The 26,301-nt window shown below is 38.0% G+C and carries 23 protein-coding genes and 1 pseudogene; 12 read left to right on the top strand and 12 right to left on the bottom strand.

Annotated features, from left to right (window positions below; genetic code table 11):
- Positions 1-79 precede the first annotated feature (79 nt).
- The gene (locus tag AC4CUY_RS15225) at positions 80-676 is read left to right on the top strand and encodes a TetR-like C-terminal domain-containing protein (RefSeq protein WP_336951850.1); all 597 of its coding nucleotides are present in this window, start codon (positions 80-82) and stop codon (positions 674-676) included.
- Between the two features lie 32 nt (positions 677-708).
- Here the strand turns inward: AC4CUY_RS15225 and AC4CUY_RS15220 are convergent, their stop codons facing one another.
- Positions 709-1,323, bottom strand: a complete 615-nt coding sequence (locus AC4CUY_RS15220; RefSeq protein ID WP_490774352.1) for an arylesterase — start codon at positions 1,321-1,323, stop codon at positions 709-711.
- A 45-nt stretch (positions 1,324-1,368) separates the two neighbouring features.
- Here AC4CUY_RS15220 and AC4CUY_RS15215 point away from each other — a divergent pair, with 45 nt between their 5' ends.
- Both AC4CUY_RS15215 and AC4CUY_RS15210 read left to right on the top strand, forming a co-directional pair.
- Positions 1,369-2,118 (top strand): ABC transporter ATP-binding protein, encoded by a 750-nt coding sequence (locus AC4CUY_RS15215; protein ID WP_303576326.1) that lies wholly within the window; start codon positions 1,369-1,371, stop codon positions 2,116-2,118.
- Complete coding sequence (locus tag AC4CUY_RS15210) at positions 2,118-4,712, top strand: ABC transporter permease (RefSeq protein ID WP_490774351.1); 2,595 nt, start codon at positions 2,118-2,120, stop codon at positions 4,710-4,712. The genes AC4CUY_RS15215 and AC4CUY_RS15210 overlap by 1 nt, the downstream gene beginning before the upstream one ends.
- 178 nt (positions 4,713-4,890) lie before the next feature.
- On the opposite strand, the gene AC4CUY_RS15205 is transcribed toward AC4CUY_RS15210, so the two are convergent.
- Complete coding sequence (locus AC4CUY_RS15205) at positions 4,891-5,700, bottom strand: rhomboid family intramembrane serine protease (RefSeq protein ID WP_336951842.1); 810 nt, start codon at positions 5,698-5,700, stop codon at positions 4,891-4,893.
- Positions 5,701-5,773: 73 nt separating this feature from the next.
- Here AC4CUY_RS15205 and mtgA point away from each other — a divergent pair, with 73 nt between their 5' ends.
- Both mtgA and ppk1 read left to right on the top strand, forming a co-directional pair.
- Positions 5,774-6,448 carry a monofunctional biosynthetic peptidoglycan transglycosylase gene (gene mtgA, locus AC4CUY_RS15200; RefSeq protein WP_004717400.1) on the top strand — a complete coding sequence of 225 codons (675 nt, stop codon included), beginning with the start codon at positions 5,774-5,776 and terminating at the stop codon, positions 6,446-6,448.
- 112 nt (positions 6,449-6,560) lie between these two features.
- Positions 6,561-8,645, top strand: coding sequence for a polyphosphate kinase 1 (ppk1, locus tag AC4CUY_RS15195; protein WP_004823258.1), 2,085 nt, complete (start codon positions 6,561-6,563; stop codon positions 8,643-8,645).
- A gap of 161 nt (positions 8,646-8,806) precedes the next feature.
- Here ppk1 and AC4CUY_RS15190 read toward each other — a convergent pair whose 3' ends face one another.
- From AC4CUY_RS15190 to rubA, 5 genes are all read right to left on the bottom strand, one after another.
- Positions 8,807-10,021 (bottom strand): TCR/Tet family MFS transporter, encoded by a 1,215-nt coding sequence (locus AC4CUY_RS15190; RefSeq protein WP_490774350.1) that lies wholly within the window; start codon positions 10,019-10,021, stop codon positions 8,807-8,809.
- A 346-nt stretch (positions 10,022-10,367) separates the two neighbouring features.
- Positions 10,368-11,273, bottom strand: a complete 906-nt coding sequence (oxyR, locus tag AC4CUY_RS15185) for a LysR family transcriptional regulator OxyR (protein WP_004717396.1) — start codon at positions 11,271-11,273, stop codon at positions 10,368-10,370.
- A gap of 13 nt (positions 11,274-11,286) precedes the next feature.
- Positions 11,287-12,225, bottom strand: a complete 939-nt coding sequence (gene estB / locus AC4CUY_RS15180) for an esterase EstB (protein WP_004823254.1) — start codon at positions 12,223-12,225, stop codon at positions 11,287-11,289.
- Positions 12,226-12,283: 58 nt separating this feature from the next.
- The gene (locus AC4CUY_RS15175; RefSeq protein ID WP_336951836.1) at positions 12,284-13,474 is read right to left on the bottom strand and encodes an NAD(P)/FAD-dependent oxidoreductase; all 1,191 of its coding nucleotides are present in this window, start codon (positions 13,472-13,474) and stop codon (positions 12,284-12,286) included.
- 105 nt (positions 13,475-13,579) lie between these two features.
- Positions 13,580-13,744 carry a rubredoxin RubA gene (gene rubA, locus AC4CUY_RS15170; protein ID WP_004678010.1) on the bottom strand — a complete coding sequence of 55 codons (165 nt, stop codon included), beginning with the start codon at positions 13,742-13,744 and terminating at the stop codon, positions 13,580-13,582.
- 495 nt (positions 13,745-14,239) lie between these two features.
- On the opposite strand from rubA, the gene AC4CUY_RS15165 reads away from it, so the two are divergent.
- On the top strand, positions 14,240-14,785 hold the full coding sequence (locus AC4CUY_RS15165) for an adenine phosphoribosyltransferase (RefSeq protein ID WP_490774349.1): 546 nt from the start codon (positions 14,240-14,242) through the stop codon (positions 14,783-14,785).
- Positions 14,786-14,931: 146 nt separating this feature from the next.
- Here the strand turns inward: AC4CUY_RS15165 and AC4CUY_RS15160 are convergent, their stop codons facing one another.
- On the bottom strand, positions 14,932-15,435 hold the full coding sequence (locus AC4CUY_RS15160) for a YqiA/YcfP family alpha/beta fold hydrolase (RefSeq protein WP_490774673.1): 504 nt from the start codon (positions 15,433-15,435) through the stop codon (positions 14,932-14,934).
- Between the two features lie 321 nt (positions 15,436-15,756).
- On the opposite strand from AC4CUY_RS15160, the gene AC4CUY_RS15155 reads away from it, so the two are divergent.
- On the top strand, positions 15,757-16,200 hold the full coding sequence (locus AC4CUY_RS15155; protein ID WP_490774348.1) for an SRPBCC family protein: 444 nt from the start codon (positions 15,757-15,759) through the stop codon (positions 16,198-16,200).
- Between the two features lie 50 nt (positions 16,201-16,250).
- Here AC4CUY_RS15155 and AC4CUY_RS15150 read toward each other — a convergent pair whose 3' ends face one another.
- Positions 16,251-16,967, bottom strand: a complete 717-nt coding sequence (locus AC4CUY_RS15150) for a hypothetical protein (protein WP_490774347.1) — start codon at positions 16,965-16,967, stop codon at positions 16,251-16,253.
- A 103-nt stretch (positions 16,968-17,070) separates the two neighbouring features.
- On the opposite strand from AC4CUY_RS15150, the gene lysS reads away from it, so the two are divergent.
- Positions 17,071-18,597, top strand: coding sequence for a lysine--tRNA ligase (gene lysS, locus AC4CUY_RS15145; protein ID WP_336951831.1), 1,527 nt, complete (start codon positions 17,071-17,073; stop codon positions 18,595-18,597).
- 78 nt (positions 18,598-18,675) lie between these two features.
- Here lysS and trpS read toward each other — a convergent pair whose 3' ends face one another.
- Positions 18,676-19,689, bottom strand: a complete 1,014-nt coding sequence (gene trpS / locus AC4CUY_RS15140; protein ID WP_004717376.1) for a tryptophan--tRNA ligase — start codon at positions 19,687-19,689, stop codon at positions 18,676-18,678.
- A gap of 196 nt (positions 19,690-19,885) precedes the next feature.
- Here trpS and AC4CUY_RS15135 point away from each other — a divergent pair, with 196 nt between their 5' ends.
- The 3 genes and pseudogenes from AC4CUY_RS15135 (at position 19,886) to AC4CUY_RS15125 (ending at position 23,480) form a co-directional block, all read left to right on the top strand.
- Positions 19,886-20,812, top strand: coding sequence for a DUF808 domain-containing protein (locus AC4CUY_RS15135; RefSeq protein ID WP_336951829.1), 927 nt, complete (start codon positions 19,886-19,888; stop codon positions 20,810-20,812).
- A 51-nt stretch (positions 20,813-20,863) separates the two neighbouring features.
- A complete protein-coding gene (ypfJ, locus tag AC4CUY_RS15130; protein WP_336951828.1) occupies positions 20,864-21,754 on the top strand; it encodes a KPN_02809 family neutral zinc metallopeptidase in 891 nt (296 codons plus the stop codon).
- 226 nt (positions 21,755-21,980) lie between these two features.
- Positions 21,981-23,480: pseudogene (locus tag AC4CUY_RS15125) on the top strand (cation:proton antiporter).
- 123 nt (positions 23,481-23,603) lie between these two features.
- Here the strand turns inward: AC4CUY_RS15125 and AC4CUY_RS15120 are convergent.
- Positions 23,604-24,578, bottom strand: a complete 975-nt coding sequence (locus tag AC4CUY_RS15120; protein ID WP_419327143.1) for an alpha/beta fold hydrolase — start codon at positions 24,576-24,578, stop codon at positions 23,604-23,606.
- Positions 24,579-24,744: 166 nt separating this feature from the next.
- Between AC4CUY_RS15120 and AC4CUY_RS15115 the strand changes: the two genes are divergently transcribed.
- Positions 24,745-25,059: an MGMT family protein gene (locus AC4CUY_RS15115; RefSeq protein ID WP_490774346.1), complete on the top strand. Its 315-nt coding sequence runs from the start codon at positions 24,745-24,747 to the stop codon at positions 25,057-25,059.
- Between the two features lie 48 nt (positions 25,060-25,107).
- Here the strand turns inward: AC4CUY_RS15115 and AC4CUY_RS15110 are convergent, their stop codons facing one another.
- Entirely contained in the window at positions 25,108-25,545 is a 438-nt protein-coding gene (locus AC4CUY_RS15110; RefSeq protein ID WP_336951823.1) for a universal stress protein, read from the bottom strand.
- Positions 25,546-26,301: the final 756 nt, after the last annotated feature.

The following is a 26,301-nucleotide window of genomic DNA, read 5'->3' as shown; positions in this document are numbered from 1 at the left end:
GATGATTTTTGCTTAAAGCTGTTCTTTAATTATTAACCCATTGATAGATTTTCATTTATAGATTTGTAGTGATTTGCTGATGACGAAAGTGATTACAGGTTTGCGTCCCGGTGGGCGCAGTGCACGAATACAAGCTGCAGTTCATAATGCAGTGCAAACATTACAGCAAAATGTTGCTGTGGCAGATTTGACGATTCCGATGATTGCTGAATTTGCAGGGGTCACCCCCTCTACGATCTATCGACGTTGGGGAGATTTATCTCAACTGCTTGCAGATGTTGGCTTTAATATTTTACATCCAGACAGTGTACCTGCGGATCTTGGTAGTTTTAAGCAAGACTTATATGCATGGATGGAGCAATATTTTGAGGAATATGCCTCACCCGTTGGGCGTACAATCTTAAGCGATATTGTGGCGGAAAATGATTCGCCGACCTCTGGTAAGTGTTATGACTTTTTGATTCAACAGTTAGACATTATCCAGCAACGTGCCCAGCAAAGGAATGAAACAAGCATCGAAAATCAACTGATTATTGAAATTGTTATTGCACCGATGTTACATCGGATTCTATTTACCGAACAAGAATCGAGTTTGGACTATATTTACCATTTATTAGCGCGTTTATTTAATTTTGCGGATGTCCTTAAAAACACGACATCCGATTTAGTCAAATAAACAGCTGCAATCATTTCGGCTTTGAGAAAAAATTAAAGCGCGCCTCGAATTAAAGGATAAATATTATCTAGCAGAATTTTCTGTGCCGTTGCATTGGGGTGGATTAAGTCTTTTTGCATCAAACTTTTATTGCCTGCAATTCCATTCATAAAAAACGGATGCATTTTAACTTTGTATTGTTGGCTTAGGGTTTGGTAATTTTTCTCAAAAGCTTGACTATAAGCTGCGCCATAATTCGGTGGAATTTTCATTCCCAATAAAATGACCGTGGCTTGGCTGTTCTGGCTTTGTTGAATTAATTGCGCAAGATTTTTATGAATCATTTGTGGCGGTTGACCGCGTAAACCATCATTGCCACCCAACTCAATCACCACGATATCAGGTTTATGGCTTTGTAATAGTTTTGGAAAACGCGCCAACGCACCACTGGTGGTTTCACCACTTACACTGGCATTCAACACATTATGTTGTTTAGGAAATTGTTGGTTTAAGCGTTGCTGTAGCAAGAAAACCCAGCCTTGTTGTGGGCTAATACCATAACCCGCACTTAAGCTATCACCTAAAATCATGATCGTTTTTGCAAAACTACTAACGGGCAACAGACAGAATATGCTAAAAAATAAACAATGAATTAGATTTTTCATCATTTTCAAATTTAACAATTTTTTGATTTGCATATAAGGTACTTTATGATGTCTAAGGTTCAGGATGATTCAACTTCTCCCATCATGCCACAAGTGATAATTTCTGCACAGCAACTTACACAAAAGATAGAATTACCTCATCAAACGCTTACAATTTTTGAAAATCTAAATCTTAATATTTATACAGGTGAACAGGTCGCGATTACTGGACGTTCTGGTTCCGGAAAATCAACTTTATTAGGCATCCTTGCTACTCTCGATCAAGCCAGTGCAGGTCAACTCAGTGTTTGTGGTGAATCAATTGAGCATTTAAATGAAGAACAACGTGCGTTGATTCGACTTCAATATATTGGTTTTGTATTTCAATCTTTCCAGTTGCTCCCACATCTTTCTGCCTTAGAAAATGTGATGTTACCATTACGTTTACAGAAGAATTTTAATTATGCACACGCAGAACAAAAATCTTTAAGTTTATTGGCCAAAGTTGGTTTAGAACGACAAAGCCAGCAAACACCGAAAGTATTGTCTGGTGGGGAGCAACAACGGGTTGCCATTGCACGAGCTTTAATTTCTGACCCCAAAATTATTTTTGCCGACGAACCTACAGGCAATTTAGATGAACATACCGCCTTTGAAATTGAACAACTCTTATTTGATTTAAATAAAGAACTCGGTACAACTTTAGTGCTTGTCACTCACGATTCGCAATTGGCCGCACAGTGCCAACGTCATTATGAATTAAAAGATGGTCAATTGATTGAACATGTGCAAACTCCTCAATCGAATGAGGTGGTGTAATGTTGACCTTGTTTAAACCCTTATTTAGGCAAAGTTTTGCCAGTTCAGGCATATATCTGCTGATTATTGCATTGAGTTTAGCCATTAGTGCGACTACTGCATTAAAGTTTAGCAATGATCAAGTCAAACAAGCAGTGACCTTACAAGCTGCCAAAATGCAAGCTGCAGATTTACAACTTAGTGATACAGATCCAATTGACCAACAATGGATCAAACAGGCTGATGATTTAAAATTAAAACAGTCCCATGTCACCATTTTTGGTTCAATGGCCTCTACACAGGATCAGTTTGTTATGGTCAATGTGAAAGCCATTGACACAGCATTTCCCTTACGTGGTGAATTAAGGATTGCGCCAAAACAAGCCTTACAAAGTGGCGGGGTTTGGCTAAGCAAACGCGCACAAGAGTTATTAAAATTAAACCTAGGCGATAGCGTTCAAATTGCCAATGGTCAGTTTAAAGTTACTGGCATCATTGAACATGATTCAAATCAAGAATTAGGCTTTTCTGCCTTTTCGCCAACCGTGATTATCTCTCAAGCAGATGTTGCAAAAACGGGTGCAATTCAAGTTGGAAGTCGGATTGAATATCGTTTGTTGATGGCAGGGGATGCGGAGTCGATTGCAACATATCAGCAATTTTTTAAGACTTTTAAAGCGCAAGAAAAGCAAAATGTGAATCCAAAGATTGCACAAAATTCGGATGCAGATTCAGCTTTAAGTGCACCAAGTGCCACTACATCGACTGAAAATCAGCCAGCAACACACTCACAAACAGATCAATCCATACAAGATCAACAAAATGCGGATAATGAACTAGATGCACAAAGTAATTTAAGACTACGTAATGCAGATGAGGGTAATTCACGCTTACTTAAACCAATTGAAAACCTCGATACTTTCTTACAATTGGCCAATATTCTGACGATTCTTTTATGTGGTTTAGCCATCGCTTTAACCAGTCAGCGTTATGTACAGCAGAACCAAGATCATATTGCACTGATGCGTTGTATGGGGGCAACGAAACGGCAGATTTTTCAAACCTATCTCGGGTTGCTGAGCGTTGTTATTTTAATCGCCATTGTCATTGGCAGTATTTTAGGACTGATTTTAGGTTATTCGTTGTTGCAATTGATGTTGCAGATGATTCCGAACCTAGAGTTGCAATTTTCAATGTTGCAGATGCTGGTTGGTCCTTTGCCTATTGCAATTTTTACCAGTGCAATTGTATTGATTGGATTTATTTTACCGAGCTTGTGGCAACTGTTAAATACACCGCCTATTCGGGTGATACGCCAACAAGAAAAGTCGGCACGTTCAATGTTGTGGATGATGGCTACAGGTTTAGTCAGCTTGATTATTTTTAGTTTGGTCTTGACCGAAAATCTGATACTTACTGCGTTGGTAATGGGTGCAGTCATTGTGTTAACAGCTTTGTTATATGCAGTGGTTTGGATGATTTTAAAGACTTTAAAATCAATGAAAAATAGGCTCTCAGCCTATATCCGAACCCCTTCGCAAACCGCATTGCAAATTACCGCTTTGGCATTGGGTTTAAGTCTGATCACGGTACTTGCTGTATTGAGAACTGATTTATTAGAGCGTTGGCAGCAACAATTGCCTGAAGGAACGCCTAACCAGTTTATTTATGGTCTACCACCATTTGAACTGGATGCCTTTAAGCAACAATTAGCACAGCAACAATGGAAAAGTACACCGTTATATCCCAATGTAAAAGGGCGCTTATTGGCAAAAAATGGTCAAGCTTTTCCTGCCCAATTGGTAAAAACCAATAATTCTTTACGTCGTGAGTTAAATCTCACCCAAGCAGATCATTATCCACAAGATAATATTATTGTTGCGGGAAATGCTCAATTAACTCAAATTGGGCAGGTATCTGTAGAGGCCAAATTGGCTGAAGAATTGGGCATTAAAATTGGTGATCGTTTAACCTTTAGTTTGCCTGAGGAAAATTTGGACGCGCAAGTTGTGAATTTGCGTACCGTGGAATGGCAAAGCTTTAGTCCAAACTTTTTCTTTATTTTTACTCCAAAGACGTTGGATGAAAACGCAGGCAGCTACTTAGGGAGTTTTTATGTGCCACCGAGTGAAAAAATCAAGATGGTTAATCTGATTCAGCAATTTTCCAATACGGTATTTATTGACGTCACTTTAATTTTTGATGAAATTAAAAACTTGGTTTCTGTGTTGGTCAAAATCATTACAGTTTTGGCAGTATTGGTAAGTTTATCTGGTTTTTTGGTGCTGATCGCCTGTATCAATTTGCTGATGGATGAACGTAAAAAAGAAGTGGCATTGTTACGTTCTTTTGGTAGTTCAAAGCGTCAGTTAAAAAATATGATGAGTTTTGAAATCGGTTTTATTGGATTATTGGCGGGGATTGTTTCCTGTTTCTTTGCAGAGGTGATTAGTGCAGTTGCCAGTTATCGTATGGAAATGGTGGTGCAATTACATTGGGAAATTTGGTTGATTTTACCAATTTCGATGGCAGTGTTGTGCGCATTGATTGGACGTTACCGATTGAGCTATTTATCTGAAATCCCACCATTGCAAAGTCTAAGAGAGTTGAATTAAACCGCTTTGTTTAAGTGGTTTTATTTGACTGTTTAATCTCAGTTGAGCCTTTAAAAGGCTGCCCAGTGAAGACAGTAAATTAAAAAATGGCAACCTACTAGGTCGCCATTTTTTATGCTTCTTGAATTCAGTGTACTCTGTAATGTTTTATTACGGCATAGACAAGCTATTTTAGAGATTAAAAGTTTAATTGCTCACGCATTTGTGCAATGGCTTGTTGCCAAAGTGGGCTAAGTGGTCCAACGAGATGCTGGCAATAGAGATAAACGCCATAGGTTGCTGCAATCCCTAAAATCACAATGATAATATTGGCAGCTTTACCCATTTTGGCACGCTGTGTTGCATACCAAGCCAAAGCCATGACCGCACCCATTAACATCCCACCGATATGGGCCGCATTGTTAATTCCAGAGGCTAAAAAGCCAAAAGCTAAGTTGACCGCAAGTACGGTTAAAAGTGATCTTTTATCTAAAATGAATCTTTGATTCGGGGTAGGTGGGAACAACGATAGTAGTGTCAGTGCACCACCAAGTCCCATTACAGCACCCGATGCACCTGCAGATACATGAGGAAAGAGTTTTTGATCAAAATTTTGCAGCAGTTCGTAGCTATTTCGAATATCCAAATAACCACTTAATAAACTTCCCATGAGTCCAGCAAGGATATAAAGTCCAAGGAAATAAAACTTTCCTAAAGTTTTTTCAGCAACATCACCAAAAATATACAGTGCCCACATATTCATCATTAGATGCAGGATACCGAAGTGAAAAAACATACTGCTGAATAAGCGATATGGTTCCTCTAAGAAGGTTAAAGGTGCATAATCAGCACCCCAACGCAACGCGTCCAATGTTGTCGGGTCAGTAATATTGACACCTGATAAGACTTGGATGGCAAATAAACCGACATTGATGACAATCAGCAATAAGGTTATTTTACCAATAGAATTGGGTTGGCTATAAGTTGAAAGATCTTGATATTTAGACATGCTATTGCTTAGCTTTTTATAGATAGATTCAGCTTAACATGAAACGTCAGAATTTTCGGAGTAAGCAGCTGACATGAAAGCTTTTATTGTTCGTGCTTTGTTAATTGTGGTCAGTATTTTGATCATGATTCAGCTATGGATTTTCTCAAGTTTAATTTATTGGCGTACCCATGATGTAGAAACCACCATGTTTATGCGTTGGACATATCTGTCTGATTTTGAGCCGATTCAACATCAATGGCGCGACTATGACAAGATCAGTGATAATTTTAAACATGCAATTGTCGCTGCTGAAGATGCTAAATTTCTCGATCATCATGGTTTCGACTGGGATGGTATTGAAAATGCACTACAACGTAATCTAAAAAAAGACAAAGTAGTCGCTGGTGGTTCAACGATTTCTCAACAATTGGCTAAAAATTTATTCTTCTATAATCGTCGCTCATTTATCCGCAAAGGTCAGGAAGCGATTGCCACCACCATGATGGAGCGGATGTGGACTAAACAGCGCATTTTAGAAGTCTATATGAACTCTGTTGAATTTGGTGATCATATCTATGGTGTTGAAGCTGCATCACAACATTACTTTTCTAAGAGTGCGGCAAGTTTAAGTCGTGAGCAGGCCGCATTTTTAGCGGTGATTTTAACCAATCCGAAGTATTATCAAAAAAATCGTGATGATTCTAAGCTTCAATACCGTAAGCGTTTGGTTTTGAAGTATATGCGTTATACCCGTATTCCAGATTGACACTAAATAAATGAATTTAAAAAAGCACAAATTGATGTGCTTTTTTTATGAAATTGTCACAAATTTGAAGCATACTAGAATTAAGACATTTTTTTTGATGCAGGTTTATTGCATGAATACCGCAGTGACGACAACAACGCCTACAGAATATTCTTATAATGAACGATATATAAATCGTGAGCTTTCAATTTTAGATTTCCATTTACGTGTTTTAGAGCAAGCCGTTGATCCTTTACACCCCTTGCTTGAACGTATGAATTTCTTGTTGATCTTTTCTCGTAATATGGATGAATTTTTTGAAATCCGTGTTGCAGGAATGATGGAGCAATTAACTTTAGGGAATGAAAGTCGTTCACCAGATGGTTTGACGCCAAAACAAGTTTTAGACCAAATCTCTAAAACTGCACATGAAGCGATTGAGCGTCAGTACCGTATTCTTAATGAAGAAATTTTTCCTAAGTTACGTGAAGAAGACATTTGTTTTTTACGTCGTGGTGAGTTAACGCCTGCACAATCTGTGTGGATTAAAAAATATTTCCAAGAACAAGTTGCACCAGTACTTACCCCAATTAGCCTTGATCCTGCACATCCATTCCCACGACTGGTCAATAAAAGCTTAAACTTTATTGTGACTCTAGAAGGGAAAGACGCATTTGGTCGACAAATTGATTTAGCAGTTGTACCAGCACCACGTTCGCTTCCTCGTGTAGTGCGTTTACCTGATGAGCTTACAGGCGGTAAAGAACATTTTGTGATGTTGTCTGCGATTATTCATGAGCATGTATCGGATTTGTTCCCTGGGATGACAGCTACAGGTTGTTATCAGTTCCGTGTCACACGTAATGCGGATTTGGCGCTGAATGAAGATGTAGAAGACTTAGCCAAAGCATTGAAAGGCGAATTGAGTTCACGTCGTTTTGGCCGTGCAGTACGTTTAGAAGTGACAGAAAACTGTCCAAAACATATTTATGAATACTTGCTTGAAGAATTTGATCTAGAACAAGAACAACTTTATAAAGTGGATGGGCCAGTAAATCTGGCACGTCTTGTGTCAAATTTTAAACGTCCACATATGCGTTATGATTCGCATGTACCCGCGATTCCAAAAGTATTGAAAAAGTCTGAAAATATTTTTTCAGCAATGCAAAAACAAGACATTCTCTTACACCATCCATTTGAATCATTTGCACCAGTTATTAACTTGTTGCGTGAAGCTGCACGTGATCCCCAAGTGCTAGCGATCAAACAAACCTTATATCGTAGTGGTGCTGACTCTGAAATTGTTCAGGTACTTGCAGAAGCGGCACGTAATGGTAAAGAAGTCACTGCTGTGATTGAGTTACGGGCGCGTTTTGATGAAGAATCAAATATCGCCGTTGCCAATGTATTACAAGAGGCGGGTGCTGTTGTGGTTTATGGCATCGTGGGCTATAAAACGCACGCCAAAATGATCTTGGTGGTACGCCGTGAAAATAATAAGTTAGTACGTTATGTGCATTTGGGTACGGGTAACTACCATGCAACAAATGCTCGTATTTATACCGATTATGGTTTGCTCACTACAGATAAAGAGCTCTGCGAAGATGTACATCGTATTTTTCAAGAATTGACTGGTATGGGGAAAATGGCAAAGTTGAAAAAACTGTTACATGCGCCGTTTACTCTTCATGCTCAGTTAATTGCTTTTATTGATGATGAAATTGCCAATGCCAAAGCGGGCAAGCCTGCACAAATTATTGTTAAAGTTAACGCGTTAACTGAAGTTCAATTGATCAATAAATTATATGAAGCTTCGCAAGCAGGGGTACAAATTGATCTGATTATTCGCTCAATTTGCTGTTTACGTCCAGGGTTACCAAATCTGTCTGAAAATATTCGAGTTCGTTCAATTGTCGGGCGTTTCTTAGAACATACCCGTGTCTATTATTTCGGAAATAATGGCAATCCACGTATATACTGTTCCAGTGCAGACTGGATGGATCGTAATTTATTTAATCGTGTAGAAGTGTGCTTCCCGATCGAAGATCCAGCATTAAAAAAACGCATTTACCAGCAAGGTTTAGTCAATTACTTAAAAGACAATATCCGCGCTTGGCTATTGCAAGGCGATGGGACTTGGACTCGTGTGCAACCTAAAGAAGGCGAGGCAATTTACAATGCTCAACAAACTTTGCTTGAGCACTTTGTAAATGGTTAAGCCAAGATAATCTGATTGTCTTAAGCCCGATTAAAATTAATCGGGCTTTTTTGTATCAGTCAGTCGGATTTTAATGAAATTGAATGACTTGGTTATTTTAGATTTAAGCTTTTTTAAATCAGCAATCAACGCTTCTAATAAAGCATTGAAGTTCTTAAATACTAGGATGACTTAAGCTGTTGTGGTTTTAAACTCGATAAAATTGCAGGTAGTGCAATTAAATAAATCATCGCGACAACCAACCATATAGCGCCAGTCCATCGTGTTTGGAAATGAAAGTAAAGTGTAGAAAACAATAAGGGGGCAATAATCGAGGCTAGACTAATGGTTGAGGTGATAACACCTTGAAACTGTCCTTGCTGTGCAGCTGGGATTTTTTGTGAAACAACAGCTTGTAGTGCAGGAGTACCAATACTTCCTAGGGCAAAGATCGGCATGATTGCAAAAATGATCCAAGCGTGTTGGGTAAAAGCCATGATGATTAATGCCATACATATACATGCCAGACCAATCAGCACGGTATTTCTTTCACCAAAATATCGGACGGCATGTTGAGGTATAAATGACTGAACCAGTACTTGGCATAAACCAAAAGTGCCTAAAGAAAGACCAACCCAAAATGTATTCCATTTAAAGGTATCATGTCCCCAAAGTGCCCAGCAGACACCATAAGCTTCACCGCAGGCGCTAAACAGAAAAAATATCAGTAAAATGGGCAGTATATTTTTTTGAGCAAGGATAAAACTAAGACTTTTAAATGGATTCATTTCTAAACTGGAAAGTAAAGAAATCGCAGGTCGAGAAATGGTGGGTAAAGGATTGTTGCTTTGGGATTCAGGGAGTAGCCAGAATGCGATAAGCAAGTTAACTGTTGTTAAAATTGCCGCAACGAAAAAAGGTAGCCGTAACCAATACCCGCCCAATAATCCACCGAGGATAGGACCGAGAATAAATCCTATACCAAACATGGCACTCATTAAACCGAAGTATTTTGCTCGATTTTCTTCTGACGTGGTATCAACGATATAGGCTGAAGCCACGGACATATTGGCACTACTTATTCCAGCAATGATTCGTCCAATGAACAGCAAGATAAGAGAGGGTGAGCAAGCAAGAAAAAAATAGTTGATTGCAGAACCCGCAAGTGAAATCAGCAAAACAGGTCTTCGACCAATGCGGTCACTCAAAGCACCTAAGATCGGGGAGAACATAAATTGCATAAGCGCATACAGGCTTAGGAAAACCCCCATTAACAAGACAACGTTATGCTGATGGCTTAGGTCTTTCAGTAGTGAGGGAAACAGAGGGAATACGATGCCAATGCCAATTGCATCTAAGACAATCGTTGAAAAAATAATATATAAAGGTCGGTTCATACGCGTCCTATCGAAAATTCAGGCACAGAAAACTGTGAAAACCTGTTAACGATGCTTGGAAGATTCAAGCCCTGTGGAACGCTGACCAATGCAAAGGATTGGATATGTGTCGACGAGATGGATGCATGCTTTTTAAAACAAGCTGAGGATAGGTCGATTTTTCGCGATTTTCATCGTAACAATACATACAAAAATAAGCGAGTATTTTGTACTGCTCAAATATTATCATTCTTGATCTAGTAAAAACAAGATCGTTTTAATTTTGCTTATGCTGAGGTGATCTATAGACTTTTTAGATCTTCAATAAAAAAGGAGTCAATCATGACTCCTTTTCAGTATTGGAAAATTAACGTAAATTTGGCGTGATTTTTTGAAGAATTTGTACCAACACATCAAATTCACTTTGTAGCGGTGTACTTTTACGTGTAACCAAAGCCAAAGTGCGTGAAGGCGCATTCTCAATAGGTTTAACCACAATCTGATCATTGTTTTTCAGCATATGTGCATGAATTGCAATCTCAGGAAGCAGTGTATAGCCTAAGTTTGAACTGACCATTTCCACTAAAGTTGGCAATGAGCTTGCTTTTAAACGGTGATCATTTTTACGCTCACCGATTGGGCAAACACTTAAGGTATGATCACGTAAGCAATGACCTTCTTCAAGGAGCATGAGATGAGAAAGATCTAAATCATCTAAGCTTCTTGCATTCATCGCATTTTGATCTGCTTTATTGCAGACTAAGAATAAATCTTCTTTCGCAATTTCAGCAACTTTCAAACCACGTGTGTCGAATGGTAAAGCCAGCATGATCACATCTAGATTGCCATGCTCAAGTTTTTCAACAATTTTTTCACTTTGTGCTTCATGCAGATGCAACTGAATTTTTGGAAGTTGTTTATGCACTTCTTCCAAAAGCTGCGACAAAATGAAAGGGGCGATGGTTGGAATAATCCCTAAATGCAAATCACCAGTTAACGGTTCACTCATTTCTCGACTTAACCGCATCAAGTCCTGAGCATCGGCGAGTAGAACACGGGCTCGGGCAACAACTTGCTCACCTAGAGGAGTTAAACGTACGTTTTGGCGATCACGTTCTACGAGTACGCCACCCAATAAACGTTCTAACTCCATGATTCCACCAGATAAAGTAGATTGAGTTACAAACGAACGGCGCGCTGCTTCAGTGAAGTGCAGCGTCTCAGACAGTGTCACTAAATATGACAACTGTCTTAGGGATGGTAATGCAGCCATAGTGTCCTAATGCTTATGATTTAAAATGATGTGCAAATAACCCGCTAAGTTGAGGAACAAAATGCGGTGGGATATCATGCCCCATTCCCTCAATTAATTCAAATTTAGCGCCTGAAATTGCTTTAGCAACTGCCTTACCATGACTTGGAGGTAGTAACCGATCTTTAGAGCCATGTAACACTAAAGTTGGCTTTTTGATCTGCTTATCCAATTTAAGTAAGGAACCTGTACATAATATTGCTAAAAACTGTTGAAGTACACCCGCTGGGTGATAACTACGACGATATAATTTACGAGCAGTTTGAATTGCTTCAACTTGGTTGATATAACCAGGTGAACCAATCATATGAAAAACTTTCAAGGAATGATTCACAATCCCTTCTTCATCACGTGATTCAGGTTTACCGATAAGACTAAAGAGTTGTTTTGGAAATGGTGGAGGTAGCAAAGGTTGATTATTACTGGTAAAGAGTAAGCCGACTTTATCAATTTTTTCAGGATATTTTGCTGCTAAAATTTGAGAAATCATCCCCCCCATTGAAGCACCCAAAATATGTGGTTTTTCAATGCCTAAACGATCAATCAATAATGCAACATCATCCGCCATATCAAATAAGTTATAAGGCGCGCCGTCATTTGGTAAGCCCAAAGCAAAGCGACCCATCAGCTTATAAGAGTTTAAACGTGGACCTTGGTGGCGAATTTTTGAAGATAAGCCAATATCACGATTATCAAAGCGGATCACATGAAAGCCTTGATCAATCAGTGATTTACAAAAAAAATCAGGCCAAAATAACATTTGCGCACCCAAACCCATAATCAACAGAATGGTCGGGTGTTGTGGATTTCCACCAGTTTCAACATGAAGCTGAATACCATTACCTAAGTCGACTTTGGTTTCATTCATGAACGAGGCATAAGGTGAAACTTGAAATTGAAGTGCGCTATTCATTGTTATTTTCCTAAGCAAGGATATTCTTTGATTAAAAAATATCCTTGCTATTAAAACCTTAAACGGATGCAGGAATCAAGTCTGGAACCAGTTTTGTTAAAGTTAAACGCTGTTTTCCAGCAGTTGCACCTAACAATACAAAACCACGTAAGGTACCTTCAGCATCTGTTGCTTTAGATAACATCCCATCTTCAAACTCTTCATTCTCCCATGTAACATCTACATCAATTGGAGCTGGAAGTACAGTCAAAGGTGCAGCTGGGGTTTTCACCGCGACTGGCATTGCAGGGTAGTGTACAGTGGTGGTTTGTCCACTCAAGGTTTTGGCTAATGCACGCGCTTGTTGCATGATTGGCATGACAAATGGCAAGAGTGTTCCATTCACTTCGGCACAGTCACCGATGGCAAAAATATCTGCTTGACTGGTTTCGAGCAAGGTGTTGGTAATGACACCACGACTGGTGTTGATTTCCGTAGCTTTAGCCAAGGCAATATTAGGTTGTAAGCCAATTGCAGAAAGCACAACATCCGCGAGCAAGGATTGACCACTGGCCAATGAAACGATATAACCACGCTCAGATTTAGAAACTTTTTCTACAGTGGTACCCAAGGCAAATTTAATTCCTGATTGTTCAAGATTGTCTTTAAATGCTTGTGCAACATGATTAGGCAATAAACGCCCTAAAGGTTGTGGTGCTAAGTCGATCACCGTAACCTGATGCCCAGTATTTTGTAAGTCATTGGCAAATTCACAACCAATTAAGCCCGCGCCTAAAATCACCACACGTTTGTTGCCACATTCACCCGTGCTGCAATTGTCTAAAGTTTCACGGAATGCTCGATAGTCAATTAGTGAGTTAACCACATGAATATCATCACTCCCATCACCAGCAATCGCTAATCGAATCGGATTTGCGCCCACGGCAAGAATAAGTTTTGAGTAGCCTTGAGTTGAAGATTGTCCATCTTTTTCAAGGGTTAATTCATGTTTCTCTACATCAATATTTTTAACCCATGTCTCTTTTTCAATCCGCATGTTCAGTTGGGTGCTCATCTTTTCAGCATCGCCTAAACCAATTTGTTCAGGTGCTTTTTTCCCAACTAATGCATTAGATAGGGTCGGTTTTGCATAATTCACCGCATCATCTGCGCAAATCATCACCAATTCCTGTTCGGTGTTTAACTTACGAAATTCTCTTGCAAGGGTATAACCCGCCATGCCAGAACCTATGATGATGATCGGTTGCATATCTTTCTCCATACCTGTTTCAAATTTAGCGGTGAATTGAATAATTTTGTATTGTTGAAAATAAATGTAAAAAAGACCATGTAAACATGGTCTTTACGCAATATCTTAGATTTCGACCATTTCAAAGTCTGCTTTAGAAACACCGCAGTCTGGGCATGTCCAGTCATCAGGAATGTCTTCCCACTTGGTACCTGCTGCGATGCCATCTTGTGGCCAACCTTCTGCTTCGTCATAAATCCAACCACAAACGATGCATTGATATTTCTTCATCTGATTCTCCGATATCTGACAGATGCATTGTTTTTTCTGTCAGTAAAATTCCTTCTGCTGCTTGACTCAAATAATATGCAAATAAAATGTGTACATATTCCTCTAAATTCTTACGCAGTTCTATATCTAAAGTAAAGTAAATATCGGAGTTTATCTAACTAATCTCAAAGCTGAATGGCAGCTCAGGACAAAAGCGATGTTTATTATGCCAACTTTGTCAGACAATTTTAATTACAATCCTGTCATAACAAGGGTTGAGCGCTGATATAAAAGTTTAAAAATATTTGAATTTAGACAAAGGTCTAGATGAATATTTTAGCCAAAAATATTAAGCTAAAATTAGCTCATTCTATAGCCATCATTTTGTGTGAAAATGGACTTAATAAATTCAACAGCTTAGCGGAACATAATATTGAATAGGTAGCGAGCTGCTGTCAATTTTGGCTAATAAACGTTAAAATTCACGTATTATTTATCTTTTTTTAAATCTCCCCCATGATGAACATGTCTACTGCTTTGTGGTCAAGTATTCGTACTGTCCAAAACTTCCCAAAACCAGGTATTTGTTTTTATGATTTAACCCCATTGTTTATGAACAATCTTGTGGAGTTAACCGATGCATTGATTGCGAGTATTCCTGTAGAGCAATTGGATGCAGTGGATAGTTTTGTTGCAGTTGAGGCACGAGGTTATGTTTTAGCCAGCTTATTGGCACAACGTACCGGCAAAGGCTTATTGTTGGTTCGTAAAGCAGGTAAGTTGCCACCTCCAGTGGTTGGTGTGGGCTATAGCTTAGAATATGGTTTAGATCGCTTGGAAATGTCAGCGGATATCGCAGCACAAAAAGTGATTATTGTAGATGATGTCTTGGCTACAGGCGGTACTTTAAAAGCAGTCCATCAATTGATGCATAAATGCCAACATACGGTATTGGGTGCAAGTATTTTTCTTGACCTACCTGATTTACATCAAGATCTTGGTTTAAAGGTTTGGTCAGTGCTCGATGAGGATTCCAAGCCAGTTGGAAAAGCGGTTGCTTAAAGGCAATAACAGGTTAAGTTTTCGAACTCAATTTTTGTCATTGAATACTTAAATCATTTTGTTTGTCTGTCTCGTCGTGGGAAAAGCCTTGTAAATACAAGGCTTTTTTATGCCAAGTACGCCAATTTGTGCTTTGCTGATTTTTTTCAAGCAATAAAGGTTTGTTCCATATATTCAATTAAATGATTTAAGTTTTCAGGTTGGACTAAACGATGATGTCCACCTTCAACAGCTTCAATCTGCATATAGGATTCTAGTTGCTCAACTACTTTATACATATCTAAAACCTCATCACCAAGCTCCAGATAAGCAATCTGTGGTATATCATGGTCTAAATCATGTTCATCAATCGCTACATAATCCTCACGGAAATCTGGATCTAAGCTTGGATTTGCAATGATTGCAGGAATTCGATGTTGTTGTGACATTTTTAATGCCCAATATCCCCCTAAACTATGACCTACCAATAAATCGGGTTTAATTTTTTCAATAATATCTTGATAGAAACATTCAACCGTTTTGTAGTTAAGGTTACGGTAATCCACATCAATGCAGTATTTTTTTTCAGCATTTATTGCATGGAATTTTGTCGATTCTTTGGAAGAATCTAGTCCATGTAAAAATAAGATTTTAGAATGAATACTCTTCATTGTTATCGTTTTCATATGGTCTTTCTTTATTGAGCAAAGGTAGAAATTGAACAAAGCTAGAAAAAGTTATCAATGGATTTAAAATTTTCCATTTAACTATTTTTATATTCAAATATTCTACTTAGCTGCACTTTTTTAAAAACTTAGATTTTGGTCTAAGAGTGTTGTGTAACAGATCAACATGCTTGTTATTTATTGTTTAACATATTGAATGTTTAGGTTTAAATTTTTTAGGTGATGGATTTTTATTAACAAAAATTAATCATTCTGGGTTTTTATTGTACTAAGCTATAGATTGGATCAATAAAATAAGAGAAAGAAATGATGACTTTAAGCTATGACATTGTCATTCAAGCGAATGCACAAACAGTATGGAATATTCTGTGGGATACCCATACTTATTCCAAATGGACCCAACCGTTTTCGGAAACTTCGCAGATGCAGTCTGACTGGAAAATTGGCGGGGAAACCTTATTTCAGGATGCTAGTGGCAATGGTATGGTCGCCACCATTGTAGAGTTGGAGCAGTTTAAAAAAGTGGTATTTAAACATTTGGGTGTTTTGAAAAATGGTGTTTTAGATTCAACAAGTGCAGATGTTCAAAGTTGGAGTGGCTCTTTAGAAAAATATTTCTTAAATGAACAGGGTGAAATAACCACATTATCTGCTGAAATAGAAACCTCTGAGGAATATAAGGACATGATGGATCGTGCTTTCCAGCAAGGGTTTGCCATAGTCAAATCATTGGCTGAACAAAACCATTGAGAAACTTTGCGCTTACTGCGTAGCTTAGCCCTGATGTTTTTTCTCATTATTTAATGGCATTGAATGATCAGTGGTTGTTCAATAGAAAATGATTTTGCCACACCATTTTCATTACGTGGTTGGAAGCGAATTTTTTCTAGTAATGGTTGGAGTATTGATTTCATATGTTCGTGAATTAAAGGGGGGTAACGGATATTAAGGATTTGCCCTTGTGCCTCTACTAAAAATTTTGCTGAGAGCAAGATATTACCTTGTTGATCAAATTTAATTTTATTCTGAGATGGCGTCTTACTTTGAGTACAAAAAGGTTCTAAAGCGCTTTGTAGTTGTGAGAAGTTAGGTTTTATGGCGTATTGGACGGTGGTGGGAAATTTAATAAACAGAATGTATTTTCCATAATAGTATTTTGTTTTTGCGATGTTTTGCTCATCAAAATTAAGCGCTTTATTTTTAAAATCATTAGTGACCTGTGGTAATTGATCTAGAGTGAGTTTTTTTGCCAGTTCTAAAGCCCTTAAATTGAGTGCTTTTTGAGTGAGGTGTGGATTCATTAATTTGACTTGGCTTTGCAGACTAGTTCGATTTGGAGTGATTTCTAATTGCCAAATATAATCTTGATTATTGAGATTGGTACTTTCAATTTTTATGAGAAGATCTTTTTGAGTATTGCTCATAACAATGATTTGCTCGGCTCCAACTACAGTTGAAAATGACAAAACGTTGAAAAGAATGATACTTTGGGCGAATCTTTGCCAGTATTTACTCATGATTTTTAATTTTTAAATGGTTCGTAGAGTTATATTCATACGCATTATGTTGTAAATCTGCTATGCTATGCAACTTCCGTTTTTTAATATAATCGAGGCAGAGATGACGCAACATAACGCTCAATCGACTTCTGAACAACACATTTCCGAAAACGATTTAATTGCACAGCGTCATGCCAAGTTAAAGCAAATTCAAGATCACGCCAAGGAAACAGGTGTTAGCGCATGGCCAAACACATTTAAACGTGAGCATTATGCGCAAGATCTACAAGAACAATTTGCAGATCAATCTAAAGAACAAATCGAAGCAGGCGAGCAAGTTCACGTATCTGTAGCGGGTCGTGTGATGTTGAATCGTGGTTCATTTATCGTGATTCAAGACATGACGGGCCGTATTCAATTATATGTGCCACGCAAAGAGCTTGCACCAGAAGTTTTAGAAACTGTAAAAAGTCTAGATCTTGGTGATATTATTGCTGTACAAGGTTATATCGGTCGTTCTGGCAAAGGTGATTTATATGTTCATATTGAACATTTTGAATTATTGACGAAATCTCTTCGTCCACTTCCAGACAAGTTTCATGGTTTGAATGACACAGAAGTAAAATACCGTAAACGTTATTTAGACTTAATTGTGAATGAAGAAACACGTAAAACTTTTGAAATTCGTGCAAAAGTTGTGTCTGGTATTCGCAACTATCTCATTAATGAACGTTTTATGGAAGTTGAAACTCCGATGATGCATGTGATTCCAGGTGGTGCGTCAGCGCGTCCATTTGAAACACATCATAATGCATTAGATATGCCATTATTCTTGCGTATTGCACCTGAGCTTTACTTAAAACGTTTGGTTGTTGGTGGATTTGAGCGTGTATTTGAAATTAACCGTAACTTCCGTAACGAAGGTGTTTCAACGCGTCATAACCCTGAATTTACGATGATTGAATTCTATCAAGCTTATGCTGATTACAAAGATCTTATGGCTTTGACTGAAGGTATGCTAGAAAAATTAGCAATCGACATCTTGGGCTCAACGGATGTTCCTTATGGTGAAGAAGTGTATAGCTTCAAAGGCCCATTTAAGAAAATCTCGATGTTTGATGCGATTCTTGAGCATAACCCAAATTTCACTGCTGAAAATGTTTCGGATCGTGAATTCTTGGCAACATTTATTCGTGAAGAGTTAAAAGAGCAAGTTAAACCAGGTTTTGGTTTAGGTCGATTACAAACGATCGTATTTGAAGAAACTGTTGAAACTCAATTACGTCAGCCGACATTTATCACAGAATATCCTGCGGAAACTTCCCCGTTAGCGCGCCGAAATGATGATAATCCGCATATCACTGACCGTTTCGAATTCTTTATCGGTGGTCGTGAGTTGGCAAATGGTTTCTCGGAATTAAATGATCCAATTGACCAAGCTGAACGCTTCCAAGCGCAAGTTGCTGAAAAAGATGCGGGCGATGATGAAGCAATGCATTTCGATGCTGACTTTATTGAAGCATTAGAATACGGTTTACCTCCTACAGCAGGTGAAGGTATTGGTATCGATCGTTTGGTGATGTTATTTGCCAATGCAGCAAGTATCCGTGATGTGATCTTATTCCCACATATGCGTCATAAAAATTAATTTATGATGTTATAAAAGATGTTGTAAAAAAAGCCACTGAATTCAGTGGCTTTTTTTTGCTTAGACAATCAGGGCATTTTAGAAATGAAATACGCCTAAACCATTTTTAATTTCATCTAAAGTATCTTGAGTGATGATACGGCATTTTTCCGTACCAGTTTTTAAGATATCCATGATGTAATCTGGATCTTTGGCAAGTTCCATACGACGTTCACGAATTGGTGTAATCAACTCTTTTAACACACCTTCAAGACGTTTTTTCACAGTACCGTCACCTAAACCACCACGACGATAATGTGCTTTAAGTTCTTCAACTTCTTCTTTATTTGGATCAAAAGCATCTAAATAGGTAAATACAATATTTCCTTCAACCTGACCAGGATCTTCAATACGCAGATGGTTTGGGTCGGTATACATTGCATTGACTGCTTTTTTGATGTCTTTATCGGTTGCATCTAATACAATGGTATTGCCCAATGATTTCGACATTTTTGCTTTACCATCGAAGCCAGGTAAACGGCTCATGTTAGATAAAAGCGCTTTACACTCTGGTAAAACCTCTTGTCCAATTTGACGGTTTAAACGCCGAACAATTTCATTGGTCTGTTCGATCATTGGAATTTGGTCTTCGCCAACTGGCACGACAGTGGCTTTAAATGCAGTAATATCGGCAGCTTGTGCAACAGGGTAGCAAAGAAAACCAGCTGGAATGTCACGCTCAAAACCACGTAATTGAATTTCAGCTTTGATGGTTGGGTTACGTTCTAAACGTGAAACCGTCACAAAGTTTAAATACAACATGGTGAGTTCATTCAACGCGGGTAAACAAGATTGAACACAGATTGTAGTTTTTGTTGGGTCAATGCCGACTGCTAAATAGTCTGTTGCTACTTCAAGAATATTACGACGAACTTTTTCAAAGTTATCCGCATTATCTGTTAAAGCTTGAGCATCTGCGAGAAGGAGGTGTTGATGATGAGAATCTTGTAAGCCTACTCGTGAGCGCAAAGAACCTACAAAATGTCCCAAATGTAGTTGTCCAGTAGGACGGTCGCCTGTCAAAATCACAGGACGATTATCTTGATTCGTCATTATCGCTTCCAAAGTCTTTATATAGACAGTCGTGTTTTATGAATGGGCACTATTGTACGAGATAATTTATTTTAATGTCAGCGAAAAATGGTGTAGAACCAATTTTTATCAATAAATGTGAAAATCTACAAAATTTTATATAGAAAAATGAATTTTCACTTTAAAATGACAGGATAACTAAAATTTTGGATAAAAAATGGCAAGTAGTCTATTAATATTATTAGATGATATCGCAGCGGTACTCGATGATGTTGCAGTCATGAGTAAAATGGCGGCTAAAAAAACTGCAGGTGTTTTAGGTGATGATTTAGCACTGAACGCACAACAAGTGAGTGGTGTAAGAGCAGAGCGTGAACTTCCTGTGGTTTGGGGTGTCGCGAAAGGCTCATTTATCAATAAATTAATTTTAGTACCTTTGGCTTTGTTGATCAGTGTAGTTGCACCATGGTTGATTAACCCATTGTTGATGATTGGTGGTCTGTTTCTTTGCTATGAAGGTGTTGAAAAAGTTCTACATAGTTTGCAGCATAAAAAAGCCAAAACAGGTGAAGCTGCGCAAGAGGAATTTGAACAAATTGAAACTGATTTAGCCACATTTGAAAAAGATAAAATTAAAGGCGCAATACGTACAGATTTTATTCTCTCTGCTGAAATTGTGGTGATTTCTTTAGGCACTGTTGCGGCTGCAACATTTGGTACCAAAGTGATGGTGCTATCTGTCATCGCAATTTTAATGACCGTCGGTGTCTATGGCTTTGTCGCCATGATTGTAAAGATTGATGATTTAGGTTTGTATTTAACCCAACAAACATCAAATGTTAAACAAAGCATTGGCCGTGGTTTACTGGTATTTGCACCAAAGTTAATGAAGACTTTAACAATTGTTGGAACCATTGCAATGTTCCTTGTCGGTGGGGGGATCATCACCCATGCTGTTTCAACTTTGCATCATTGGTCAGAAGAAGCCGTTGATCATATTCAACATATTCCAACCGTTGGTAGTGTTATTGGTGCATTAACACCAACGTTAATCAATTTGCTGATTGGTATCGTAGCCGGCTTAGCTGTGGTATTGGTTGTTGGACTTATTCAAAAAGTTCGTGGTAAATCAACTACTGCATAAATGCAAAGCACATTCTAAATGATAGCCAATATAAAATAAAAGGACCGATCTATGCGTTGGAAAGGACGTAGAGAAAGTGATAATGTCGAAGATCGCCGTGGTGGTGGTGGCGTAAAAGCGGGTGGGATTAGTATACTAGGCTTAATCGTCGCTTTTGTTGCATGGAAATTCTTTGGTGTTGACCCACAGCAAGCCTATCAAGCGACTAAACAGGTGACTTCGGCTGGTGTAAGTCAAAATTCTGCACCGACGAATTTAACCCCTGAACAGCAGGAAACCTCATCTTTTGTTAAAACGGTTTTGGCAGATACCGAAGATACCTGGAAGCCAATTTTCCAACAACAAGGTGTACAGTATGTTTCACCTAAGCTGGTGATGTTTAGTGGTGCGATACAATCGGGTTGTGGTACGGCTGAATCTGCGATGGGGCCATTTTATTGCCCAGCAGACCAAAAGGTGTATATCGATACCCAGTTCTTTAAAGATATGCGCCAGCAGATGGGTATTTCTGGTGAAAAAAATCAATCTGAGCTTTCAGCTAAAGATGAAGCAGGTGATTTTGCTCAAGCCTATGTGATCGCGCATGAAGTGGGGCACCATGTACAGAATTTATTGGGAATATCATCTCAGGTTCAGCAAGCACGCCAGCGTGCCAGTGAAACTCAGGGCAATCAACTATCAGTTCGTCTAGAATTACAAGCAGACTGTTTAGCTGGGGTCTGGGCCAATCGTACTCAACAACGGACTCAGTTCTTAGAACAGGGTGATATTGAAGAAGCGATGGATGCAGCTGAAAAAATTGGCGATGATTACTTGCAGAAAAAAGCACGGGGTTATGTTGTTCCAGACAGCTTTACCCATGGTACCAGCCAGCAACGTATGCAATGGTTTAATATTGGTATGAATTCTGGTGATATCAATGCATGTGATACTTTTAAATAGATAGCTACTCAGTATTGCGTTAAAAAAGGGAACATCATGTTCTCTTTTTTTCTGAATCAATTTTTTCAAGCATTTTTTATGTTAAAAAATATAACCAGTAATCATCATATTTCAGTTTTTTTTGTACAATTATCCAGATTGTTAAATGGTCTCTTATTTTATATTTTATAAAAAAATGATTGAGTGTTTGATGTGCATTTAAATTAAAAATCTAAACAGGTTTCTGATGGGTAACTATTTCTTTCTTCAGGTCTTTACAGTCATTTTTGCGCTTTCTATCGCGACTACAATTTTTAATAAGCGAATATTAGGTTTCCCTCAAGCCATCGGTGTTCCTATTGTCTCTGCAATTTTTGTCTTTATTTTGCAATGGGGCGCCAGTTTACTTAATGGCAATCAATTTATCTCTATTAATATCCATAATATCGAAGAAGCTGTAAGGCATGTCGATTTTTATGATTTTTTAGTCAATGGCGTTATTTGTTTCATTCTGACATCTTCAGCGCTTAAATTTAAAGTTTCAGATTTAAAAGTTTATTGGAAGCCGATTAGTATATTGGCAACGATTGCCTTACTGCTCTGTGCTGTATTTTTTGCAGGATTGGTCTTTGGCTTTCAGTTTTTGATTGGTAATCCAGTCCCAATTTTAGTTTTATTATTACTGGGTTCAGCATTAGGTGCAACAGATCCGATTGGGATCAAAGGTGTTCTCAGTTCAGTACGAGCGCCACATCATCTCATTGTTAAATTGGAAGGTGAATCCTTATTTAATGATGCGATGTGTATCGCGGTCTTCATGACTTTATTAAATGTCCTTGAAGGTGAGCATTTTAGTTTAGTTGCAACATTACAAACATTCTTATATGAAATTGTGGTTGCGGTCATCATTGGTTGGGCTTTTGGTTTAGGAATCTTGCGTTTATTACGTGGCAAGCATGAGATGGAATCATTGATTCTCACAACTGCGTTATTGGCATGTGGCTCTTATCTTGTTGCATTATTTGCTCATGCATCGGCACCAATTGCTTGTGTAATTGGGGGCTTAATCGTAGGTAATAAGTGGAAAGAAATTTTACAGGATCGTGAGATTCGAGAGGTTAATCATTTTTGGCATACGGTAGAAGGGATTATTAATTCTTTTCTCTTCACACTGATTGGTCTAGAAATCTTTATTTTAGACTTAAGCACAAGTCTGATTCTTGGCGGTATTTTTGCATTCTTTGCATTGCATCTTTCTCGTTTTGCTGCAAATTTCTTAGCTTTTGCATTTTTCCCATCATTTCGCAAAAAGAGTTATAACGGTAGTCTAGCTATTCTTTCGTGGGGAGGGGTTCGTTGAGGAATTTCCCTTGCATTGATCCTTGCTGTGGCAAACGTCCCTGAGCTACGTGATTACAGTAGTATTTTAATTGGTTATACCTTCATTAGTGTATTACTTTCAGGTGTGGTCTGTGGGCTGGGTTTACCAGCAGTCATGAATGCATTTTATTACAACCCAAATGAAGAAACACAAGGTTTTAAAGGTTGGTATCAGCGCATGTGCAATAAAATGAATCGTAAAGGTATCAAATATATTGTGGGGGAAGATAACGAAGGACATGAAACCATTACCATTTATAATCCTGAAGCGCTTGTTGACAAGAAAGCTGCAGATGGTGTGGCATCGGTACATCATCCTGAAAAAGCCCAGGAAATGAAGCGATTGGAACATCCTGGTAACTTTTAAACATAGCGCATTAAGCTAAATGAATAGTTAAGATATAAAACTGAGCGACTAAAAATTAAATATTTTTAAAGGTTTAGCGCCATAAAAAAGCCAGTAACAATACTGGCTTTTTTATTAGAGCTGTTATTTTGCGTTTTTGGCTAAGAAATCGAGGTAAGGTTTCACCAAAAGTTGCTCTTGTTCTAAAATCGGTAAATGCCCGACTCCTTTGAGAATTATCGGCTCTTGTGCATTTTTCAATAAGCCTTTGAGTTCAGCCGCAGCTTCAACATTGATAATTTGGTCTTTGTCTCCCCATGCAATCAATACGGGTTGGTCAATAGAGCGTGCTGCAATTGCAAATGAATCTGGGGTAAATAATTTAGACATGACAATCAGTTGTTCAACCAATTTGGTTGTGTTTGCAGATTGGCTGATCATCAATTTTTCTTGGGCATCTTTTAATTCTTTAGGAATAAAAGGAGGCATGCTGGTTGCGATTTTCATTAAACGATCAAAGTCGCCTGGTTTACTGACAATCATGTTGCGTAAAGTTGTTGGATCTTTTAAATAAGGCGTATTGGCTGATTTAAACACACCCGCACTATCAATCAAAAATAATGATTTAGTATCGACAGGGTATTGTGCTGCGTAAAGTAATGAAATAGATCCCCCCATAGAGTGACCTGCGACGTTTAAGCCATTGTCTACTTTAATCGCTTCGGCAAAACGACGTAATTTTTCAGTTAGATTAGGCAATGAATAATCAAAATCATTTGGTACCTTACTGTCACCTTGACCTGGAAGATCAGGAATTATTACATGGTAATAAGGGGTTAAATAGCGTGCAACACGATTCCAGTTGTCACGACTTCCTGCGAGTCCATGAACTAACATGATCGTCGGTTTACCTGCTGGCCCACCTTCACTATATGCCCAGTCAATATCACCTACTTTTACACGTTTGGTTTCCATGCCAGCCCACGCTCGTTCTTGTTGCAGCACACTTTGGATGTCAATTGCTGGAGCAGCATAGCTTGTAGTTGATAAACCAACTGTTACCACAGAACCCATTGCCAATGCCGTTGATAAAATCAGTTTGTTGAAGATTCCTTTCATCTTTGAATACTCTTGTTGTTGTATTTGATGTACGATTTAAGATTAGTTTATGTACAGTCAAATTACATTTGCCTAAAATGTTTAAAGCTTATTTTCAAAGTCAATTTAATGTTATTTGCCAAGACGATTATGAATACTATTTTTTATTACTTGATTGATCTGAAAAATGTCAAATCATGAGCTCGCTCAGATGATCTTAAGTGTCATCATTCAAATCCCCAAAGGCAAAGTAGCCAGTTATGGTCAAGTGGCTAAATTTGCAGGCTTACCTAAACATGCACGATTGGTTGGGCGTGTCTTAGGACAATTACCTGAAGATCATAATATCCCTTGGTATCGAGTGGTCAATTCACAAGGTCGAATCAGCTTAAAAAAACTGGACGAAAAAGGTATGTGTATTCAGACGATAAAGCTGTTGGCAGAAGATGTGGTTGTTATTGATGGCAAAATAAATTTAAACAAATATCAATGGATACCATAATTCCTCACTTTCAGATGTAGTGAGGAATCATAAAAGGAATGACAAAAATTATTTAATCACTAAGACTGGGATTTGCAATTCAGTTAATAAACTTTGCGCCACACTGCCCATAATAATTTTTTTTAGCCCCGTACGACCATGTGAGCTGAGAATGACCAAATCAACTTTTAAATCATGTACAGCTTGATTTAAAGTATGCGCAATGTTTTCGCCTTCGAGTAACCGTGTTTCAACTTGAACGCCTTCTGCAGCAAATTGATCTTTAGCTACATTGATATTTGCTTGAATAAATTCACGAGCCCGTTCAATCAGCATATTGCTTTGACCATTTGCCAAATATTCTGATGCAATATAAGGGTCTAAAGTCATCACTTGCACAACCGTGATTTTACTGTTAAATGCTTTTGCAAACTCAACTGCATGTTTCACAACAGATAATGAAGTTTCTGAACCATCAACTGGAACGAGGATATTTTGATAAGCCATGTCTATTTTCCTTATTTTACCGAAAAGCTGAGATGATTATTTATTACAATTCTAAGTTTATAGAACCATCATAACGTGAATATGAGATGAATAAAACCGAGTAAATGTGTATGGATAATTCATATAAATATCATAAATTTAATTAAAAGCATTGGCATCAAGTTACATCGTTTTGTTGCTTTTAAATGCAACTAAATAAAAGATAAATCAATCAATAAAATAAAGATCGAGATGCAATCTAGCACGATCAAAGTAAAGCTTTAAATGGTTTAAATAAAAGACATACACAATTGAGAAAATATAGAGGCTGAATGAAACAATTGGCAAATTGTAAATCCATTTCTTCCTTTAAAATATTTTAAATATAAATACTGAACAGAATAGAACATTACAATTTAAATCATGGATTAAAAGGAAAAGACAATGGAATATCAAACAATTATCGTCGAAGAAAAAACGAAGCTGGATATTTGAGCTTAAATCAGCCTGAACGCTTTAATAGTTTTACAGCGCAAATCTGCCTTGAAATTGTATAGGCTTTAACATAATTGAAAGATGATACTGGAAGCCGCATTATTGTGATTGCTGCGATTGGAATAGCTTTGCGAGTCTGTATGCAAAATGATTTTACCAGCCCAGTTAAAGTTGAGCAGGATTTGCAAAGATAGGCGGGGTAGTCAGCAGATTTTTTTAAAGGTGTTCACGTTTTTTAATGAAAGATAAGCTAAATTTAAAGTACGATAAATGATGTTTATC

The sequence above is a fragment of the Acinetobacter sp. 778_lipA genome, from assembly GCF_058242985.1.
This window is presented reverse-complemented; position numbering and strand designations above follow the sequence as displayed.

Coding starts and splice junctions, on each gene's coding strand:
- AC4CUY_RS15215 (WP_303576326.1), top strand. CDS start 1,369: ATGTCTAAGGTTCAGGATGATTCAACTTCTCCCATCATGCCACAAGTG.
- lysS (WP_336951831.1), top strand. CDS start 17,071: ATGACGCAACATAACGCTCAATCGACTTCTGAACAACACATTTCCGAA.
- AC4CUY_RS15210 (WP_490774351.1), top strand. CDS start 2,118: ATGTTGACCTTGTTTAAACCCTTATTTAGGCAAAGTTTTGCCAGTTCA.
- ypfJ (WP_336951828.1), top strand. CDS start 20,864: ATGCGTTGGAAAGGACGTAGAGAAAGTGATAATGTCGAAGATCGCCGT.
- AC4CUY_RS15155 (WP_490774348.1), top strand. CDS start 15,757: ATGATGACTTTAAGCTATGACATTGTCATTCAAGCGAATGCACAAACA.
- AC4CUY_RS15205 (WP_336951842.1), bottom strand. CDS start 5,700: ATGTCTAAATATCAAGATCTTTCAACTTATAGCCAACCCAATTCTATT.
- AC4CUY_RS15225 (WP_336951850.1), top strand. CDS start 80: ATGACGAAAGTGATTACAGGTTTGCGTCCCGGTGGGCGCAGTGCACGA.
- AC4CUY_RS15135 (WP_336951829.1), top strand. CDS start 19,886: ATGGCAAGTAGTCTATTAATATTATTAGATGATATCGCAGCGGTACTC.
- AC4CUY_RS15190 (WP_490774350.1), bottom strand. CDS start 10,021: ATGAACCGACCTTTATATATTATTTTTTCAACGATTGTCTTAGATGCA.
- rubA (WP_004678010.1), bottom strand. CDS start 13,744: ATGAAGAAATATCAATGCATCGTTTGTGGTTGGATTTATGACGAAGCA.
- AC4CUY_RS15165 (WP_490774349.1), top strand. CDS start 14,240: ATGATGAACATGTCTACTGCTTTGTGGTCAAGTATTCGTACTGTCCAA.
- AC4CUY_RS15120 (WP_419327143.1), bottom strand. CDS start 24,578: ATGAAAGGAATCTTCAACAAACTGATTTTATCAACGGCATTGGCAATG.
- ppk1 (WP_004823258.1), top strand. CDS start 6,561: ATGAATACCGCAGTGACGACAACAACGCCTACAGAATATTCTTATAAT.
- AC4CUY_RS15220 (WP_490774352.1), bottom strand. CDS start 1,323: ATGATGAAAAATCTAATTCATTGTTTATTTTTTAGCATATTCTGTCTG.
- estB (WP_004823254.1), bottom strand. CDS start 12,225: ATGAATAGCGCACTTCAATTTCAAGTTTCACCTTATGCCTCGTTCATG.
- AC4CUY_RS15150 (WP_490774347.1), bottom strand. CDS start 16,967: ATGAGTAAATACTGGCAAAGATTCGCCCAAAGTATCATTCTTTTCAAC.
- AC4CUY_RS15115 (WP_490774346.1), top strand. CDS start 24,745: ATGTCAAATCATGAGCTCGCTCAGATGATCTTAAGTGTCATCATTCAA.
- AC4CUY_RS15110 (WP_336951823.1), bottom strand. CDS start 25,545: ATGGCTTATCAAAATATCCTCGTTCCAGTTGATGGTTCAGAAACTTCA.
- oxyR (WP_004717396.1), bottom strand. CDS start 11,273: ATGGCTGCATTACCATCCCTAAGACAGTTGTCATATTTAGTGACACTG.
- mtgA (WP_004717400.1), top strand. CDS start 5,774: ATGAAAGCTTTTATTGTTCGTGCTTTGTTAATTGTGGTCAGTATTTTG.
- AC4CUY_RS15175 (WP_336951836.1), bottom strand. CDS start 13,474: ATGCAACCGATCATCATCATAGGTTCTGGCATGGCGGGTTATACCCTT.
- trpS (WP_004717376.1), bottom strand. CDS start 19,689: ATGACGAATCAAGATAATCGTCCTGTGATTTTGACAGGCGACCGTCCT.
- AC4CUY_RS15160 (WP_490774673.1), bottom strand. CDS start 15,435: ATGAAGAGTATTCATTCTAAAATCTTATTTTTACATGGACTAGATTCT.